This is a genomic window from Gordonia sp. JH63 (assembly GCF_009856645.1).
Lineage (GTDB): Bacteria > Actinomycetota > Actinomycetes > Mycobacteriales > Mycobacteriaceae > Gordonia > Gordonia hongkongensis.
Genome location: NZ_CP047235.1, coordinates 222352 through 240913 on the forward strand (window position 1 = coordinate 222352; position 18562 = coordinate 240913).

The window sequence follows — 18562 nt, forward strand, 5'->3', positions numbered from 1 at the left end:
AGGAGCCATCATGGCCAAACCCGAATACGAATTCTTCCCGGTCACCGACGTCGATTACACCGTGTGTCCCGGTGGGGATCCGAAGATCACCGAACGCATCCTGTCCCGGGATCCCGACGGCAACGTCGCCACCCGCATCCTCCGCTACGAGGCGGGCGCCGACTCGAGCCCGATGGGCGTGCAGAAGCACGACTTCTGGGAAGAGGTCTACATCCTCGAGGGTTCGTTCGTCGACCTGACCCTGGACCAGACGTTCTCGGCCGGTGAGTACGCCTGCCGCCCACCGGGAATGCCGCACGGACCGTGGCGGACCGACGAGGGTGTGCTCACCTTCGAGGTCCGCTACCGCAGCGCATAGGAGACGATCATGACCCTGCCGGCCTTCTCTCGGCCCACTCCCTCCGACATGCGACGCAGCATGGGGAGGTTCACCACCGGTGTCGCGGTCGTCAGCGCCGAGGACTCCGACGGCGAACCGTGCGGCATGACCATCAGTTCGCTGACGTCGGTCAGTCTCGACCCCGCGATCATCCTCGTGTCGCTGACCCACGGATCGCGGACCACGGACGCGGTGGAGGCCGGCGGGCGGTTCGCGGTGTCGATCCTGTCGTCCCGGCAGGAGGCGGTCGCCCGGCGCTTCGCGACCCGGGGCGGCGCACGCTTCGAGGGACTGCCGTGTGACCGCACCGCCTGCGGGTTGCCGGTCGTCGCCGATGCGCTTGCGCATCTGGAATGCACGGTGCACAGCGCGCACGACATCGGCGACCACCGGGTCTTCTACGGCGACGTGTCCGAGCTGCGATGGCGCGACGGAACCGGGCTGGTGTTCTACTCCGGCCGGTTCGGCGACTTCCGCGACTTCGGGCACGACGAGATGCCCTGGTTGTTCTGAGCTCTTCTCGACCAGGAATCTCGACGCCCCACCACCCCGCGCCGGTCGCGCAACTCGACGCGATTTGGCAACCTCGGATCGGGGACCGATACCGAGGATCGGAGTGGGGGATGTATCGACCGGACCTGCACCTGGGAGCGCTGAGGGGCCCGCTCCCGCGATCGCCGTTGCATGTGCTGCGGACCTATCTGGCGGTGACGACGCTGCTGTACGCGGTGGGCGTGGCTCTCACGCTGTTCCCGACCGACGACTCGGCGACCCTGTCCGACCCGACCGGGGGACTGGTCGCCGTCGTGCTGGGGCTCGCGGCGCTGGGGTGGCTGTCGGTGCGGCCGCAGCGCCCGCTACCGGCCGTGATCGCGGCCGGTGTCGCCACCCCCGCGGTGATGGCGTTCCACGAGCTGATCAGTGCTGAGTTCCTGTGCATGATCGCGGCGATGTTCCTGGCGATGTACGTCCGTGCCACTCTTCCGCGTCGGCAGGCGTGGGCGTTCATCGGTCTGCTGACCGCGGGATGCGTCGTCGCGCTTGCCGCGGCGCCCGCACCGAAGTACCTCAGCACGTACATCGTCGTCGCCGTCGCCATCCCGGCGGCGGCCGAGTCGTTCGGGTTGCTGACGCGGACGCTGCTCACCGCGGTCTGTGCTGACCCGCTGACCGGCGTGTTCAACCGCGCGGGCTGGGAACTCGCGACCGCGGGGCTCCTCGACGGACGGCGGTCGGCCGCGGCGGTCACGGTGATCTCGTGGTCAGTCGACGACTCCGGGACGACCGACGACCCGCGCGAGAGGGAGCAGCGACTGGTTCGCCGGGCCCGGACCTGCGTCGAATTGCTTCCCGCCGATTCCGCCCTGGCACGCCTGGCCGATTCGGAGTTCGCGATCTGCGTGGTGCACGACGACGATGGTCCACCCGGGCAGGCCGCGGCGTTGATCGAGGATCTGCGTCGACACCTGCCCGATGCCTCACTCGCGGCGTCCACCGCGCCGGCGCCGGCAGCGGACGTCGCCGCCCTACGCGCGCAGGCGTCGTCCCGCCTGGCGTCCGCCAGACGCAGCGAGCCCGGGCCGGCCCGACATTCCGATCACCCCGACATGCAGTGAGGCGGGCGGCTCATCCGGGCAACCACCATGTCGAGCCCGGCATCGAGTTCTGCGATCGCGGTCGTGCCGATGCAAATCGAATACGATGCCGCTCATGACCTCGGCCATCGTGGTGGGGGCGGGCCCCAACGGGCTCGCCGCCGCCATCACCCTTGCGCAGCGGGGCATCGTGGTGACCGTGCTGGAGGCGGCCGAGACGATCGGTGGTGGTGCCCGCTCGTCCGAGCGGATCCTGCCCGGCCTGATGCACGACGACGGCGCGGCCGTCCACCCGATCGGGCTGGCATCGCCGTTCTTTCAGAGCCTCGGACTCGCCGACCATGGGCTCGAATGGGGCTGGCCGGAGATCGACCTCGCACATCCGCTGCCCGACGGCCGGGCCGGCGCCATGATGAACTCGCTGGACGAGACCAGTCGGTTTCTCGGGGTCGACGGCCCACGATGGCGGAGCCTGTTCGGTCCGTTGGCGGAGAACTTCGACGACCTGGCGCAGGAAGTGCTGGGCCCGCTCCTGCACGTGCCGCGTCATCTCGGCCCGCTTGCCCGGTTCGGGCCCGCCGCTCTCCTGCCCGCAACCGTCCTGGGACGGGTGTGGCACACGGACGAGGCGGCGGCCTTGTTCGCCGGGAACGCCGCCCATGGGTGGTACCCGCTCACCCGGCCGACCACTTCTGCGTTCGCGCTGATGTTCGCCGCCATCTCGCATCGGTACGGCTGGCCGATCATCAAGGGCGGGACGGCCCGAATGCCGGAGGCCCTCGCCGCGGTGCTGACAACGCTGGGCGGCCGCATCGAAACCGGCCATCGGGTCAGCTCCCTCTCCGACCTCCCACCGGCGGATGTGATCCTGCTCGACCTGGAGCCCGGCGCGGTCGCCGACCTTGCGGGGGACGCACTCCCGAGCCGAGTCCGTAGAGCGTATCGACGGTTTCGGCGGGCGCCCGCCGCGGTCAAACTCGACCTCGCCGTCGACGGCGGAATTCCGTGGCGGGACGAGTTCTCCGGTCGGGCGGGCACCGTGCACGTGTGCGGCTCCGCCGCCGAGGTCGTCGCGTCCGAGGCCGAGATCCATCGTGGCCGGATGCCGGAGCGGCCCTTCGTCCTCGTCGCCCAGCAATATCTGGCCGATTCGGCGCGGTCGGTCGGTGACGTCCATCCGGTGTACGTCTATGCACATGTGCCGCATGGCTACAGCGGCGACGCCACGAACGCTGTGCTCGCGCAGCTGGAACGCTTCGCGCCGGGGACGCGCGATCGGATCGTCGGGTCCGTCGTGCGCACGCCCGCAGATCTCGCCGCGAGCAATGCCAACCTCGTCGGCGGCGACATCATCGGCGGCGCAAACGATCCCCTCCAGGTCGTGATGCGCCCCCGGATCGCGGCCGACCCGTACGCAACCGGAATCCCGGGTGTCTACATCTGCTCGGCGTCCACGCCACCGGGCGCCGGCGTGCACGGAATGTGTGGCCACAACGCGGCTCTGAGTGCACTGCGCCGGCTCGGCCCGTAGATCAGAGTCGCGATTGCCCGCGAGAACCCCCGGCGCTCCCGCTAGGGTCGGGGGATGACCGGGTGGTTCGATGAGCGGATCGTCGAGACCGGTCGTCTGCCGTTGTTCTTCCTGTTACTCGCCTTCGTCCTGACCTTCCTCTTCATCCGCTTCAGCGTGCGGATGATCCGCGCTGAGGTCAGTTGGTGGCCGGGCAACGTGACGCCGGGCGGGGTGCATGTGCACCACGCCTTCTTCGGCATGATGGCGATGTTGGTGGCGGGCTTCGGATTCGTCGCGGTCGACCCGCTCCGGACACCGGTGATCGACTGTGTCCTGGCGGCCCTGTTCGGCATCGGAGCGGCGCTCGTGCTCGACGAGTTCGCGCTCATCCTCCACCTGCGCGACGTCTACTGGGCGGAGGAGGGGCGGACGTCGATCGACGCGGTGTTCGTCGCGATCGCCATCGGTCTGCTCTTCCTCCTCGGGTTGCAGCCGTTCGGGGCGTTCGAGGTCGTCGGGGACATCCGGAACGAGAACGGCCTGGTGGCACGGCTGGTCGCGGCGGGTGTCGTCGTGCTCAACGTGCTCCTGGCGATCGTCACCCTGATCAAGGGCAAGGTCTGGACCGGACTGGTGGGCATGTTCGTCCCGGTCCTGCTGTGGTTCGGTGCCGCGCGACTCGCGCGGCCGCGATCACCATGGGCCCGGTGGCGATACAAGAACCGCCCCCGCAAACTGGCTCGCGCGATCGGGCGTGAGCAGCGATATCGAGAACCGTTGATGCGATGGAAGATCGTCGTGCAGGAGGCAGTGGCGGGGCGTTTCGGGGTGCCCGACGCGCCGGCTCCCGTTCCGGTTCCCCCGCCGGCGTCCGTCCCGGCGGCGGTCGGCGTGGTGACCGAGAAGGTACCGAGCGCGCTGGCGACCGCTATCCGATGGCGGCGCACGCGCCGGGCCCTGCGCACGGTCCCGATCTGGCGGTTGCCGGTCGTGCTGGTGACGTTCGCGATCGTCGCCGCGTGGACCACCGTCGGATTCGACGAGCTGCTCGAACTGGAGGTCGACCCGGGAACCCTGGCGACGCTGCTCAGTGTCATCGCCGGTTCGATGGCGACCCTGACCGGTCTCGTGTTCACCGCCGTCACGCTCGCCATGCAGTTCGGGGCGTCCTCGATCTCGGTGCGGGTGATCCCGATGCTGCAGCAAGAACCCGTCATGCGATGGTCCACCGGCTTCTTTCTCGCGACCTTCGTCTACAGCGTGATCATCGCGATCGACCTGTCGGTCGGGGGTCCGGACGAGCCGACCCCCGGCCTGTCCACGGCGATCGCGTTCATGCTCACGACCGTCAGCGCGTACCTGTTCATCGCGCTCGTCGGGAAGGTCGGGACGATCCTGAACACCGCGCGCCTGCTGCAGTGGATCGCCGACGACGGCCGGTCGGCGATCGTGCGGCAGCTGCCGATGCCACCGGTGAAGCACGACGAGCATTCGGTGGCAACCGGTTTCGACGGTGACGCCGTTCCGTCGGTCACCGCCGGACCTGACGAGCAGACCATCGATCGGGGCGCTGCGACGGATGCGCCACGCATGCAGATCAGGCTGGGGGAGGTGTCGGCGCGGGGCCGGGTGTTGCTGGCCGTCAACGGTGATCGGCTTCGTCGATACGCAGCGTCGTGGAACGTCTGGATCGACGTGCTCGTCGCCGTCGGCGACCATGTGCCGCACGATCTCCCGGTGATCGAGATCGTCGGTGATCCGATCCATGTGGAGAAGCGCCGCGTGCTGGCCTGCCTGCTCTTCGGCGACACCCATCAGCCGTCGGTGAGCCCTGCTGCGGCACTGCAGGCGATCTCGGACATCGCGCTCAAGGCGATGTCGGCTGGGAGCAACGATCCGAGCGTCGTGGTCCAGGCGCTCGACCACACCGAGGACCTGTTGCTACTGCTGGCTCCGCGGCTCCGCGGCGAACATTTCTCGGGCGACCCCTCGGTCCGCGGCATCCGGCGCAGCTGGGCGGACTACGTCGCGATCGGGACCGACGAGATCCGACGGCACAGCACCGGCCAGGTTCAGGTGCAACGCCGCCTGCGCGCGCTGTTCGAGTCCCTTCTCGCCGGGTGCGGGCCCGCGCAGCGCGCGCCCGTGGCCGAGCGATTGGCCGTGCTCGACGCGCAGGTCGCCCGCGACTGGACCGACGACCTCGACCGGCGACTGGCCGCGGCTGCGGACCGGCAGGGATACGGGTCCGAGTTCGGTCGGTGAGGTGAGCAGATAGATCACGCGAATCGGACACAGCCGATACCCTGAGTTCGTGCTCGCGTCCCAGTCCGCCGACCGTCGCGCGGTGGTCGACGAGATGCGCGACTTCGTCGGCGCTGCCCAACGCGATTGGAGTTCTGCTCGCCGTCGGGTCGGTGTGATCACCGCCGGGCCGGGCGCCGGAAAGACCCATACGCTCCGGGAACTGGCCTCTGCCACAGATGGTTTCGTTCGCACGGTGCGGGCGGACGAGCTGTCGTGGCGCCAACCGTTCGGACTCGCCGGGCAGCTGCTCGGAGTGGATCTGCCGACGCCGGTTCCCGACGGCTTCGACGACGACCTCTATGCGCGCGTGGACACGCTGTGCGCCGGTGGGCCGCTCGTGCTCGTCGTCGACGATGCCCACCACGCCGATGCGGCGACCCTGGAACTGTTGTCCCGCCTCGTACCTGCCACGCGGGTGCTACCGCTGGTGATGCTCCTCGGCCGGCGACCGCTCCCAGAACGGGATCTGCTGAACCGGTTGGTGGCGCGAGCGGAGGTCGTCGACTGGTCCCTGCCCCCGCTGGGCGCCGACGAGGTCCACCGGATCTCGATCGAGACCGTCGGTGCCGCACCGGACGCCGAACTCTTCGGGCTGCTCGGTGCATCGGGCGGGAACCCGATGCACGTGATCTCGGTGCTGCGCGCGCTGCAGCAGTCGGGCGGTCTGCGGATCGTCGACGGTCACGCGGCGGTCGACGCACGCACCGCGTCGGGGGTACCGAGTGGACTCGAGGACGCGATCGCCGAACACGTCGCCCTCCTCGACGGTCGTGCCCGCGAGCTGACGCAGAAGCTCGCGGTCTGGGGCCGCCCGGCGACGCTCGCGCAACTGGCCGCGGTCGACGCGGTTCCGCCCGCCTCGCTGGTCGGGCCGGCCCAGTCGGCGATCGACGCCGGGATCGTCGGTGTCGACGACGGAGGAGCGTTGCGCTTCACGCACGACCTCTACGCCGACGTCACCTACGAACAACTCGATCCGATGCTGCGCTCGGTGCTGCACGACGCGATCGCCAGCCATCCCAGTACCCGGCACGATCCGCAGTCCGTGGCACATCACCGAATCGCCTCGGGCAGTGACGAAACCGCGATGTTCGCGGCGGTACGCCGCGCCGAGAGCGAACTCGCCAGCACGCCGGCGGTCGCGGCGGAACTCCTGGAGACGTTGGCCGGCACCGCCCGTCCGTCGGCGGGGGTCAACACCGCACTCGCGCTCGCCCTCGCCCGAACCGGACAACTCGACCGGGCCTCACGCGTCGCCGAGGACGGCATGGGACTGGCGACCGAGATCGCCGAGTTCGCCGAGCTGCATCGGATCCTGTTGTTCGCCCTGATCGCCAAGGGGGACACCGACCGGGTGCGGGACCTGATCGACGAGACCCTGCAACTCTCGGTCGGCGACGACGTCGCCGGCACGCTCACCGACCTGCGGCACTACGTGGGCATTCTCGACGGACGAAGACCCGCGCCGGACACCCCGTTCTTCGACGTCGAGCGGGACGCGTCCACCCGATCGGTGTCCGGCCTGATCGCCGAGGCACTACGCCGGTTCCTGCGCGGCGAGGTGGAGGAGGCGCTCGGGATCGCGCTGCTCGCCTCGCGTCGGGACGCGGCGGAATCCGCCGGCGGCACACTGTCGACGTCGTCGGCCGACATCTGGCCGTCGCTGATCGAACAGTATGCGCACGGCCCGGCGGCCGCGGCCGACCTGCTCGCGGGTGCCGCCCAGTTGCGATCGAGCCGGGGCGCCGACTGGATGACCGCCTACCACGAGTTCACCCGCGGCGGAATAGCTCTCGGGCTCGGCGACCTCGACGACTCGGCGGCATCTTTCGATGCCGGACTGGATCGCGCGGACTCCGCGGACATGGGATGGAAGTCGATGGCGGTCGGCGGGCGGGCCATGGTCGACGTGCTGCGCGGCGATCTGGCGGCCGCGTCGACCCGCCTCGACGCGTGGGACGACACGGGACTACCGGACCAGTTCGGTTTCCCGGTGCCCACCCACGCCCGCGCCCTGCTGCTCGAGGCGAACCGGAAACTACGTGCGGCCGCGACGACAGCCGGCAGCGCATGGGACCACGGCCGCCGGTTCGGTCTGTACTCCTGGCTGCCCACCGTCGTTCTCGAGACCGCGCGGATCGGCGCGCGTGCGGGCGACACCGCGCTGCTCGGCAGCATTCTGGACGGGCTCGACGAGTTCCCGGTACCGCCCGCGCGGCCCATGTCCGGGCCCGTCGCGGTGGCCCGCGCGATGTGTTCGGTGGTGCTCCACGACGCGGACCCGTTGACGATCGTGCACGCCGCCGACGAGTACGCCGAGATCGTGCAGGCGGTCGGGGACCGGCAGTCCGAGGCGTGCATGTGGGAGGAAGCCGCGTGCGCGGTCGCCCTTTCGGGAGACCGGGACCGCGCCCGCGAGCTCGCCCGGCGAGCGATGCGACTGACGCGTGCCATGGGAGCAAGCACCAGCTCCGCACGCGTGGCCTCGCGGTTGCGTCCGTTGGGGATTCGGCTCGGCCCCGCGGCACGCGACCGGCCGACCCATGGTTGGGACAGTCTCACCAAGACCGAGACGACCGTCGCCGAACTGGTCGCGGCCGGCATGAGCGGCGGCGAGATCGCCGACCGACTGTTCATCTCGACCCGCACGGTGCAGACCCACGTCTCCCACGCCCTCGCCAAACTCGGCCTGCGCACCCGCGTCGAACTCGCCGCGTTCGTCGTGGGTCGGCAGCAGAACTGAGCATCGTCGTACGGTTGGCGCAGTTTTCTCCGTCATGACGCAGATGTACGCGTCATCGGTACGGCGGACAGTGGGTGTACCCCAACGAGGACCCACCTCGGCCGTACCGAAGGAGACCACCCGTGAACGCCAAATCGATGATCTTGGGACTCGCCCCCTGGTTCGTGTTCGCCTGGGCGGCCGAACGCCTGGGTGCCGACCACGTCACGCTCGCCGCGATCGCCGCCTGCGCGCTGGCCCTGGCCGTCACCATCTACGAGGCCGTCCGCACCGGCGGCGGTTGGAAGATCATCGACGTCGCCGGGGTCGTCCTGTTCGGCGTCATCGCGCTCATCGGCATCGTCGGTGATACTCAGGTCGACGAAGCGCTCGTGTTCTTCGGTCGCGGTGGTTCGGCGTTCGTCCTCGCCGCGGTCATGGCCGTGTCCGCGTTCACGGTCCCGTTCACCGAGCAGTACGCCCGCGAGACCGTCGATCCCGCCCTGTGGCACTCACCCGTGTTCCGCGCGAAGAACCGCCAGATCAGCCTATTGTGGGCCGGGGCGATCGCACTCATGGGCTGCTCGCACATCGTTGCCGGATTGCTGGCGTCGTCGGCGTCGGTGTCCGGCAGCCACCCGGGCAACATCCTGCTCAACTGGGTCGTGCCGATCGCGCTGATCGTGTTCGCGGTCAAGCGGACCCGGGCAATCGCCGACGCCGCGCCCAGCGCACCCGCCGCCTCCACCGCCCCGACCGCCGGCTGACCCCCGCGGCACAGCCCTCCTACCGACCCGCCCGAAGGACATCCGATGACCATCGCCACGCCCCCCACGCCCGCCCCCGTCGACCTCGCGCATCACGCCCACCTCACCGGTGTGTACGCCCCGCAGCGGGAGGAGGTCGATGTCACCGACCTGCCCGTCCGCGGCGAGATCCCCGCGGATCTGCGCGGCAGCTACCTGCGTAACGGCCCCAATCCGCGTTTCGATCCCATCGGATCGTTCGTCTATCCCCTCGACGGTGACGGCATGGTGCACCGGATCAGCATCGACGGCGGTCGCGTCGGGTACACCAACCGCTTCGTCCGGACCCCGATGGTCATCGCGGAAGAGGCTGCCGGACATGCACTCTGGTCCGGGCTCACCGACGGGTACACGCCACCCGCGAGTGTTGTCGGGGACGAACTCGCCGGCACCTACCGCGAACTGCCCGACATCAACATCGTCCGCCACGGCGGACGGTTGATGGCGATGGCCGAATCCGACCAGCCCTACCTGCTCGAACCGTCGACGCTGGCGACGCTGGCCAAGACCGATTGCGACGGCGCCATGCGGGTCGGCAGTACCGCGCACCCGAAGATCGACCCGGCCACCGGCGAGATGGTGTTGTTCAACTACAGCCTCGAAGCGCCGTATCTCACCTGGTCGATCGTGAATCCGGACGGGACGGCGGCAACCGGGCCCAACCCGGTCGACGGTCTGGACAAGTCGGTCATGATCCACGACATGGCCCTCACGTCGCGGTATCTCGTACTCTTCGTGTGCCCGTTGATCTTCGACCTCGAAGCCGCGATGACCGGTGGCTCGCTGCTGTCCTGGCAACCCGACGACGGCACGCGCATCGCCCTCATCCCGCGCGACGGCGGCCCGGTGCGCTGGGTCCAGACCGACCCGTTCTGGGTGTGGCACTTCGCCAACGCCTTCGACGGTGCGGGCCCCGACGACGGTGTCACCGTCGACTACGTGGAATGGAGCTACCCGGGTGGCTTCGCCGCCGAACCCCGGCCGGCGACGTCGGCGCTCACCCGCGCGATCATCCGCCCGGATGGCACCATCACCCGGAACACGATCAGCGACAACGCCTTCAACATGGAGTTCCCGCGAGTCGACGACCGGTTGCTCACCCGGGACCACCATCGCGTGGCAACGGTGGCGAAGGGACCCCGCGACACCGATGCCACCGACAGTCTCTGGTTCCACGACCTCTCCGCCGGCACCGAGACCTTCTGGAGTCCCGGAACCGCGATCGGCGAGCCGATCTACATCCCGGGCGCCGAACGCGATCACTGGGGCGCGATCGGCACCGACCCCGCCGACATGCGTTCGTATTTCTACCTTCTCGCCGCCGACGAGCCGACGGCCGGGCCGGTTGCCACCGTCGAACTCCCGATCCGCGTCCCCGCCGGGCTGCACGGCGCGTGGCTCGCGGACTGACCCCCTGACAAACCCACCCTATTTCCGTAAACCCATCCCGTCGGAGCGTGCTGGGTTTGTGGAAAAGGGGTGGGTTTGCGAGTCGGAAGGAACCGGCGCGGTCACCTCGACGAACCGCGCCGCGATGTCGATGGCCGACCGCGCCTCGGCCGACAGGCGGGGTATCAGTTGGAAGACGTGACCCTGGTCCGGCCAGGCCTGGATCACCGAAACCCCTCCGGCGCCGGTGATCTCGTCGTGGGTGGCCCGGGCGTCGGCCCCCATCACCTCGCGCGCCCCGTATTGGATGAGCGTCTTGGGCAGGGTCATGTCCGGGGTGAGACGGACGCGCATCCGTGGATGATCGGGGTCGGCGGTCCGGGTGTAGAGCCGCAGGATCTTGCGGGCGGACATCGCGTCGATGATCGGGTCCCGCACCCCGGTTCGCTGATTACGCACGGCCAGTTGAAAAGTCGGGTCGTAGAGCGGTGAGAACAGCACCATCGAACCCGGCTGCGGGGTCCCGGTGGCGTGGTTGACGGCGAGCAGGTCGAGCGCCAGGTGGCCGCCGGCGGAGTCACCCGCGACCACGATGTCCTCGGCGCGGTACCCCTGGGACAGCAGCCAGCGATAGCCGCGGACGGCGTCGTTGCCCGCGCACGGCCAGGCGTGCTCGGGGGCGAGCCGGTAGTCCAGGCTGAAGGCGGGCAACCCGGTCTTGTTGCCGAGCCGGCCGACCAGGCCCCGGTGCGTTCGCGGCGAGCACACCACGTACCCGCTCCCGTGCATGTAATACAGAATCCGCGAACCGGGGACCGGAGCGCTCGCGTGCCGGCCGATGACCCACTCGCCACGGACCTGCCCACCCCGGAAGTTCTCGCGCACGATCTCCACCCGGGTGTTGGCCGGGGGTGGGTTGATCCGCTCGATGGTCCGGTTCAGTGCCGGGCGCGTCCGCTGGATCATCTGCGCGGTGACGCGGGGGTGGCTTACCCCGGCCGCGGTCATCATCGGCCAGGTGACCCGGGCCAGATAGGCGTTGACCGCACGGGAACGCCGCGAACCATACGGATCGACGCCCAGGCGGCCGAACGGATGCGCGAGGAGATCGCTTCCGGGGTGGGCTCATCGGCCGGTACGGTGACGCTCATCACCTGACGGTAGTGGCTCGACGACGTGCGGGTGCGGGATCGGTGAGGGCGAGACCCGGCCGCAATCGGGCCGCGACCGTCGACGCTCCCGAAACGCCCGCGCGGGCCGTCTCCGGGGCGGACCCCGAATCGCCGGATTTCCGTCTGACGTGCACCGGCGGTGTCTCTGTGGTAACCGGATTTCGAGAGTGGGCCCTTCGCGTGGAAAAATGACTCACAATGCTCATACGGCTGCCCGGGGGCGCTCTGGCGTGCTGCGCGCGGTAGCTGCGATGAGCAGGGTGGTTCGGGTCCCGACGAAGCGGCCCGAAGGGACCGTCAGCAACGGCGCTGACCGGGACTCACCGCCGCTGTGATCGTCGGCTCTGCCCAGGTCAGCCCCGATGCGGGTGGAGCACGACGACGCCGGGGACATCGTGGTCCGCGGCCCGACACGGCCGGGTGTGGCCACAGACATCGACGACGGGTAGTGCGTGCACTCCTCGCGCGCAAAGTGAGGCGAACTATGAAGCAGGCTCCGGGACCGGTGGGTCTCTACGACCCACGCAACGAGCACGACTCGTGTGGCGTGGCGTTTGTCGTGGACATGCACGGGCGGCGCAGTCGCGACATCGTCGACAAGGCGATCATGGCGCTGGTCAATCTCGAGCACCGCGGCGCTGCGGGTGCCGAGCCCAACACCGGCGACGGTGCGGGCATCATGATCCAGGTCCCGGACCGTTTCCTGCGGGAGACCGTGGACTTCGAGCTGCCCGCGGAGGGCAGCTACGCGACCGGTATCGCCTTCCTGCCCCAGGGCTCGGAAGACGCGCGCCTCGCCTGCGAGGGTGTGGAGAAGGTCATCGAGGCAGAGGGTCTGACCCTGCTCGGCTGGCGCGAGGTGCCGACCAACGAGAACTCGCTCGGAGCACTTGCCCGCGATGCCATGCCGACCTTCCGTCAGGTGTTCGTCGGCGGCGCCGAGGGCATGGAACTCGAGCGCCGCGCCTACGTCGTGCGCAAGCGGGTCCAGTACGAACTCGGCAACAAGGGCGCCGGCGCCGACGGGCCCGGACGTGAGACCGTCTACTTCCCGAGCCTGTCCGGACGCACCTTTGTCTACAAGGGCATGCTGACGACCCCGCAGCTGCGGGAGTTCTACGTCGACCTGCAGGACTCGCGTGTCGAGAGCGCGCTCGGTCTGGTGCATTCGCGCTTCTCCACCAACACCTTCCCGTCGTGGCCGCTGGCGCATCCGTTCCGCCGCGTCGCCCACAACGGCGAGATCAACACCGTCACCGGTAACGAGAACTGGATGCGGGCCCGCGAGGCGCTCATCGACACCGCGGCCTTCGGGGCCGACGCGGCGTCGAAGATCTTCCCGATCTGCACCCCGGGTGCGTCGGACACCGCCCGGTTCGACGAGGTGCTCGAGCTGCTCCACCTCGGTGGACGTTCCCTCCCGCACGCCGTGCTCATGATGATCCCGGAGGCCTGGGAGCGTCACGAGTCGATGAAGCCCGAGCACCGGGACTTCTACCGCTACCACTCCGCGCTGATGGAGCCCTGGGACGGACCGGCGTCGGTGTGCTTCACCGACGGCACCGTCGTGGGTGCCGTGCTCGACCGGAACGGCCTGCGGCCCAGTCGGATCTGGGTCACCAAGGACGGGCTCGTCGTGATGGCCTCCGAGGTCGGCGTGCTCGACATCGATCACTCCGACGTCGTGCAGAAGATGCGTCTTCAGCCCGGCCGCATGTTCCTGGTGGACACCGCTGCCGGCCGCATCGTCGACGACGAGGAGATCAAGGACGAGCTCGCCGCCGAGCACCCCTACGGTGAGTGGCTCGAGCAGGGACTGGTCGCGGTCGACGACATCGAGGCGCCGCCGCATCAGCACATGCCGCACGACCGGGTCGCGTTGCGCCAGCAGGTGTTCGGTTACACGCGTGAGGAACTCGACCTGCTGGTCGCGCCGATGGCGAAGACCGGTGCCGAGGCACTCGGCTCGATGGGTACCGACACCCCGATCGCGGTGCTCTCCAAGCGCCCGCGCATGCTGTTCGACTACTTCCAGCAGCTGTTCGCCCAGGTGACCAACCCGCCGCTCGATGCGATCCGCGAAGAGATCGTGACCAGCGTCGGCGGCACCATCGGCACCGAGGCCGACCTGTTGCACCCCGGCCCCGAGTCGTGCCGTCAGATCGAGCTGCCGTCGCCGGTCCTCGACAACGACACGCTCGCGAAACTGGTGGAGATCAACTCCAACGACGGGCTGCCCGGTTTCCGCAGCGTCCACATCCACGGCCTCTACCCGGTGGCCGAGGGTGGCGCCGGTCTGCGCAAGGCCCTCGACGAGGTGCGTGCGAAGGTCAGCGCCGCGATCGACGACGGCGTGAACCTGGTCATCCTGTCCGACCGCGAGTCGGACGAGACCTACGCACCCATCCCGTCGCTGCTGCTGACGGCTGCGGTGCACCACCACCTGGTGCGGGAACGCAAGCGCACCCAGGCCGGTCTCATCGTCGAGTCCGGTGACTGCCGCGAGGTCCACCACGTGGCCGCGCTCGTCGGTTTCGGTGCGGCAGCGGTGAATCCGTACATGGCCTTCGAGTCGATCGAGGACATGACCGAGCGCGGTGTGCTCGGCAACCTCGACTTCGCCACCGCGCAGAAGAACTACATCAAGGCCGCCGGCAAGGGCGTGCTGAAGGTGATGAGCAAGATGGGCATCTCGACCCTCGCCTCGTACACCGGCGCACAGCTCTTCCAGGTCATCGGTATCTCGCAGGAGACCGTCGACGAGTTCTTCACCGGGCTCAACAGCCAGCTCGACGGCATCGGTCTCGACGAGATCGCCGCCGACGTCGCGACCCGCCACGCGCTGGCGTTCTCCGATCGCCCGTCCGAGCGCGCCCACCGCGAGCTCGAGGTCGGCGGCGAGTACCAGTGGCGCCGCGAAGGCGAGTACCACCTGTTCAACCCGGACACCGTCTTCAAGCTCCAGCACTCCACGCGCACCGGCCAGTACCAGGTGTTCAAGGAATACACGAAGCTGGTGGACGACCAGTCCCGCCAGATGGCGTCGCTGCGGGGCCTGTTCGACTTCAATTTCGGTGACCGCGACCCGATTCCGATCGAGAAGGTCGAACCGGCCCGCGAGATCGTGAAGCGGTTCTCGACCGGCGCGATGAGCTTCGGTTCGATCTCCGCGGAGGCGCACGAAACCCTCGCGATCGCCATGAACCGGCTCGGTGGTCGCTCGAATTCCGGTGAAGGTGGCGAGGATCCGCGGCGCTTCCATCACGACGAGAACGGTGACTGGCGTCGCAGCGCGATCAAGCAGGTCGCGTCGGGCCGTTTCGGCGTCACCTCGCACTACCTGTCGAACTGCACCGACATCCAGATCAAGATGGCGCAGGGTGCGAAGCCGGGTGAGGGCGGGCAGCTGCCGCCGCACAAGGTGTACCCGTGGGTCGCCGAGGTCCGTGGATCGACGCCGGGCGTCGGCCTCATCTCGCCGCCCCCGCACCACGACATCTACTCGATCGAGGATCTCGCGCAGCTGATCCACGACCTGAAGAACGCCAACCCGCAGGCCCGCATCCACGTGAAGCTGGTCTCCGAGGTGGGCGTCGGCACCGTCGCGGCCGGTGTCTCGAAGGCGCACGCCGACGTCGTCCTCATCTCAGGGCACGACGGCGGTACCGGCGCAACGCCGTTGACCTCGGTCAAGCACGCCGGTGCGCCGTGGGAGATCGGCCTGGCCGAGACCCAGCAGACCCTGCTGCTCAACGGACTCCGCGACCGGATCGTCGTGCAGGTCGACGGCCAGCTCAAGACCGGTCGCGACGTCGTGGTCGCCGCCCTGCTGGGTGGCGAGGAGTTCGGTTTCGCCACCGCGCCGCTGGTGGTCGCGGGTTGCATCATGATGCGGGTGTGTCACCTCGACACGTGCCCGGTGGGTGTCGCCACCCAGAACCCGCTGCTGCGTGAGCGTTTCGCGGGTAAGCCGGAGTTCGTCGAGAACTTCTTCCTGTACATCGCCGAAGAGGTCCGGGAACTGCTGGCGCGCCTGGGCTTCCGCACCCTGCAGGAGGCCGTCGGTCACGTCGAGGCGCTCGACACGACCAAGGCGCTCGCGCACTGGAAGTCGGAGAAGGCGGGCAAGCTCGACCTGTCGTCGATCCTGGCGATGCCCGAGTCGCCGTTCATGAACCAGGACCTGTACTGCTCCGGCGTGCAGGACCACGGCCTGGACAAGGCGCTCGACCAGCAGCTCATCGCGCAGAGCCGCGAGGCCATCGACCACGGCACGCGGGTGTCCTTCACCTCGAAGATCACCAACGTGAACCGCACAGTCGGCACCATGCTGGGCCATGAGGTCACCAAGGCCTATGGCGCACAGGGTCTTCCCGACGGGACGATCATCGTCGACTTCACCGGATCGGCCGGCAACAGCTTCGGTGCCTTTGTTCCCAAGGGCATCACGCTGCGCCTCGAGGGCGACGCCAACGACTTCGTCGGCAAGGGTCTCTCGGGCGGTCGCCTCGTGGTCCGTCCGGCACGCAACGCGCCGGACGACTTCGTCGCCGAGCACAACATCATCGCCGGCAACGTGATCGGCTTCGGTGCCACCGCGGGCAAGATCTTCCTGCGCGGCATCGTGGGTGAGCGCTTCTGCGTTCGCAACTCGGGCGTCACCGCGGTGGTCGAGGGTGTGGGCGACCACGGCTGTGAGTACATGACGGGTGGACGCGTCGTCGTCCTCGGCGAGACCGGCCGCAACTTCGCGGCGGGCATGTCCGGCGGTATGGCGTTCGTCTTCGACCCCGAGGGCAAGCTGGCCGACAACCTCAACACCGAGCTCGTCGACCTCGAGCCGCTCGAGGACGAGGACATCGAGTTCCTCGCCACGATCATCGAAGAGCACCGCGCCGAGACCGAATCCCCGGTCGCGGCAGCGCTGCTCGGCGATTGGGACACCGCCCAGACCAAGTTCGCCAAGGTCATGCCGCGCGACTACAAGCGTGTGTTGCTGGCCATCTCCGAGGCGGAGAAGACCGGGCGAGACGTGAACGAAGCGATCATGGAGGCCGCACGTGGCTGACCCCAGAGGATTCCTCAAGCACCCCGAGCGGGAGCTGCCCGACCGCCGCCCGGTGGAACTGCGTCTGCTGGACTGGAAAGAGGTCTACACCGACTTCGACAAGGGCCATCTGAAGACGCAGGCGAGCCGCTGCATGGACTGCGGTATCCCGTTCTGCCACAACGGCTGCCCGCTGGGCAACCTGATTCCCGAGTGGAACGACCTGGTGTACAAGGACCAGTGGCGCGACGGCATCGAACGTCTGCACGCGACGAACAACTTCCCGGAGTTCACCGGCCGCCTGTGCCCGGCTCCGTGCGAGGCGTCGTGCGTGCTGGGGATCAACCAGCCGCCGGTCACCATCAAGCAGGTCGAGGTCGAGATCATCGACAACGCCTTCGACAACGGCTGGGTGACCCCGGTCATGCCGTCGGAGAAGACCGGCAAGTCGGTGGCCGTCGTCGGCTCCGGGCCCGCGGGACTCGCTGCGGCGCAGCAGCTCACGCGTGCCGGACACGACGTGACGCTGTTCGAACGGGCCGACCGCATCGGTGGCCTGCTCCGTTACGGCATCCCCGAGTTCAAGATGGAGAAGCGCCACATCGACCGTCGTCTCGCGCAGATGGAGGCCGAGGGCACCGTCTTCCGCACCGGCGTCAACGTGGGTGTCGACGTCACCGTCGAGCAGCTGCGCGCCGACTTCGACGCGGTGATCCTCGCCAACGGTTCGACCATCGGTCGCGATCTGCCGATCCCCGGGCGTGAGCTCGACGGCATCCACCAGGCCATGGAGTTCCTGCCGCAGGCCAACCGGGTGCAGCTCGGCGACGAAGTCGAGGGCCAGATCTCGGCCAAGGGCAAGAAGGTCATCATCATCGGCGGTGGCGACACCGGCGCCGACTGCCTGGGCACCTCGCTGCGCCAGGGCGCGGAGATCGTCCATCAGTTCGAGATCATGCCGAAGCCGCCGATCGAGCGTGCCGAGTCGACCCCGTGGCCGACCTACCCGCTCATGTACCGCGTGTCGTCCGCCCACGAAGAGGGCGGCGAGCGCGTCTTCTCGGTCAACACCGAGCAGTTCGTCGGCGAGGACGGCAAGCTCACCGGGCTCAAGGCGCACGAGGTCGTCATGCGCGACGGCCGCTTCGAGAAGGTGGAGGGTTCGGACTTCGAGCTCGAGGCGGACCTGGTGCTGCTGGCCATGGGCTTCGTCGGACCCGAGCGCGAGGACCTCCTCGACAAGATGGGCGTCGAGTACGACCCCCGCGGAAACGTCAAGCGCGACGGCAACTTCGCGGCTGTCGGTCAGCCGGGTGTCTTCGTCGCCGGCGACGCCGGGCGTGGACAGTCGCTCATCGTGTGGGCCATCGCCGAGGGGCGCTCGGCCGCTGCGGCCGCCGACGCGTTCCTCACCGGGGCGTCGGACCTGCCCGCACCGATCGTGCCCACGCAGGTCGCGCAGCGCTGATCGCGCGTCGCACTCAGCAGTACTCGACTCCCGCTCACCCGCTCAGGGTGGGCGGGTGTTCTGCGTAGGCAGATCCGTCGTTCCACGGGAGTTCCGCAGGCGGCAACACGCCCGCCGGACGCCCGACCTAGACTCGGCGGTGAAGCTGCCTCCTCGGCCGGTAC

General features: G+C 68.9%; 10 protein-coding genes and 1 pseudogene. 10 read left to right on the forward strand and 1 reads right to left on the reverse strand.

Features of this window, described 5'->3' with window-relative positions; genetic code table 11:
• Window positions 1-10: 10 nt before the first annotated feature.
• The 8 genes from GR168_RS01040 (at window position 11) to GR168_RS01075 (ending at window position 10732) form a co-directional block, all read left to right on the forward strand.
• Complete coding sequence (locus GR168_RS01040) at window positions 11-358, forward strand: cupin domain-containing protein (RefSeq protein WP_078111910.1); 348 nt, start codon at window positions 11-13, stop codon at window positions 356-358.
• Between the two features lie 9 nt (window positions 359-367).
• Entirely contained in the window at window positions 368-892 is a 525-nt protein-coding gene (locus GR168_RS01045; protein WP_058253362.1) for a flavin reductase family protein, read from the forward strand.
• Between the two features lie 110 nt (window positions 893-1002).
• Window positions 1003-1995, forward strand: coding sequence for a hypothetical protein (locus GR168_RS01050; protein WP_159369777.1), 993 nt, complete (start codon window positions 1003-1005; stop codon window positions 1993-1995).
• Between the two features lie 94 nt (window positions 1996-2089).
• Window positions 2090-3505: an NAD(P)/FAD-dependent oxidoreductase gene (locus GR168_RS01055; protein WP_159369778.1), complete on the forward strand. Its 1416-nt coding sequence runs from the start codon at window positions 2090-2092 to the stop codon at window positions 3503-3505.
• 54 nt (window positions 3506-3559) lie between these two features.
• Entirely contained in the window at window positions 3560-5752 is a 2193-nt protein-coding gene (locus tag GR168_RS01060) for a DUF2254 family protein (protein ID WP_159369779.1), read from the forward strand.
• Between the two features lie 49 nt (window positions 5753-5801).
• Entirely contained in the window at window positions 5802-8537 is a 2736-nt protein-coding gene (locus GR168_RS24125; RefSeq protein ID WP_275406159.1) for a LuxR family transcriptional regulator, read from the forward strand.
• Window positions 8538-8659: 122 nt separating this feature from the next.
• Window positions 8660-9283 (forward strand): hypothetical protein, encoded by a 624-nt coding sequence (locus tag GR168_RS01070; RefSeq protein ID WP_065631305.1) that lies wholly within the window; start codon window positions 8660-8662, stop codon window positions 9281-9283.
• A 45-nt stretch (window positions 9284-9328) separates the two neighbouring features.
• Window positions 9329-10732 carry a carotenoid oxygenase family protein gene (locus tag GR168_RS01075; RefSeq protein ID WP_159369780.1) on the forward strand — a complete coding sequence of 468 codons (1404 nt, stop codon included), beginning with the start codon at window positions 9329-9331 and terminating at the stop codon, window positions 10730-10732.
• Window positions 10733-10750: 18 nt separating this feature from the next.
• On the opposite strand, the pseudogene GR168_RS01080 reads toward GR168_RS01075, so the two are convergent.
• Window positions 10751-11862 (reverse strand): annotated as a pseudogene (locus GR168_RS01080) (alpha/beta hydrolase).
• 505 nt (window positions 11863-12367) lie between these two features.
• Between GR168_RS01080 and gltB the strand changes: the two are divergent.
• Both gltB and GR168_RS01090 read left to right on the forward strand, forming a co-directional pair.
• The gene (gene gltB / locus GR168_RS01085; protein ID WP_159369781.1) at window positions 12368-16951 is read left to right on the forward strand and encodes a glutamate synthase large subunit; all 4584 of its coding nucleotides are present in this window, start codon (window positions 12368-12370) and stop codon (window positions 16949-16951) included.
• Entirely contained in the window at window positions 16944-18398 is a 1455-nt protein-coding gene (locus GR168_RS01090) for a glutamate synthase subunit beta (protein ID WP_058253694.1), read from the forward strand. Before gltB ends, GR168_RS01090 begins: the two co-directional genes overlap by 8 nt.
• The last annotated feature ends 164 nt before the right edge of the window (window positions 18399-18562 follow it).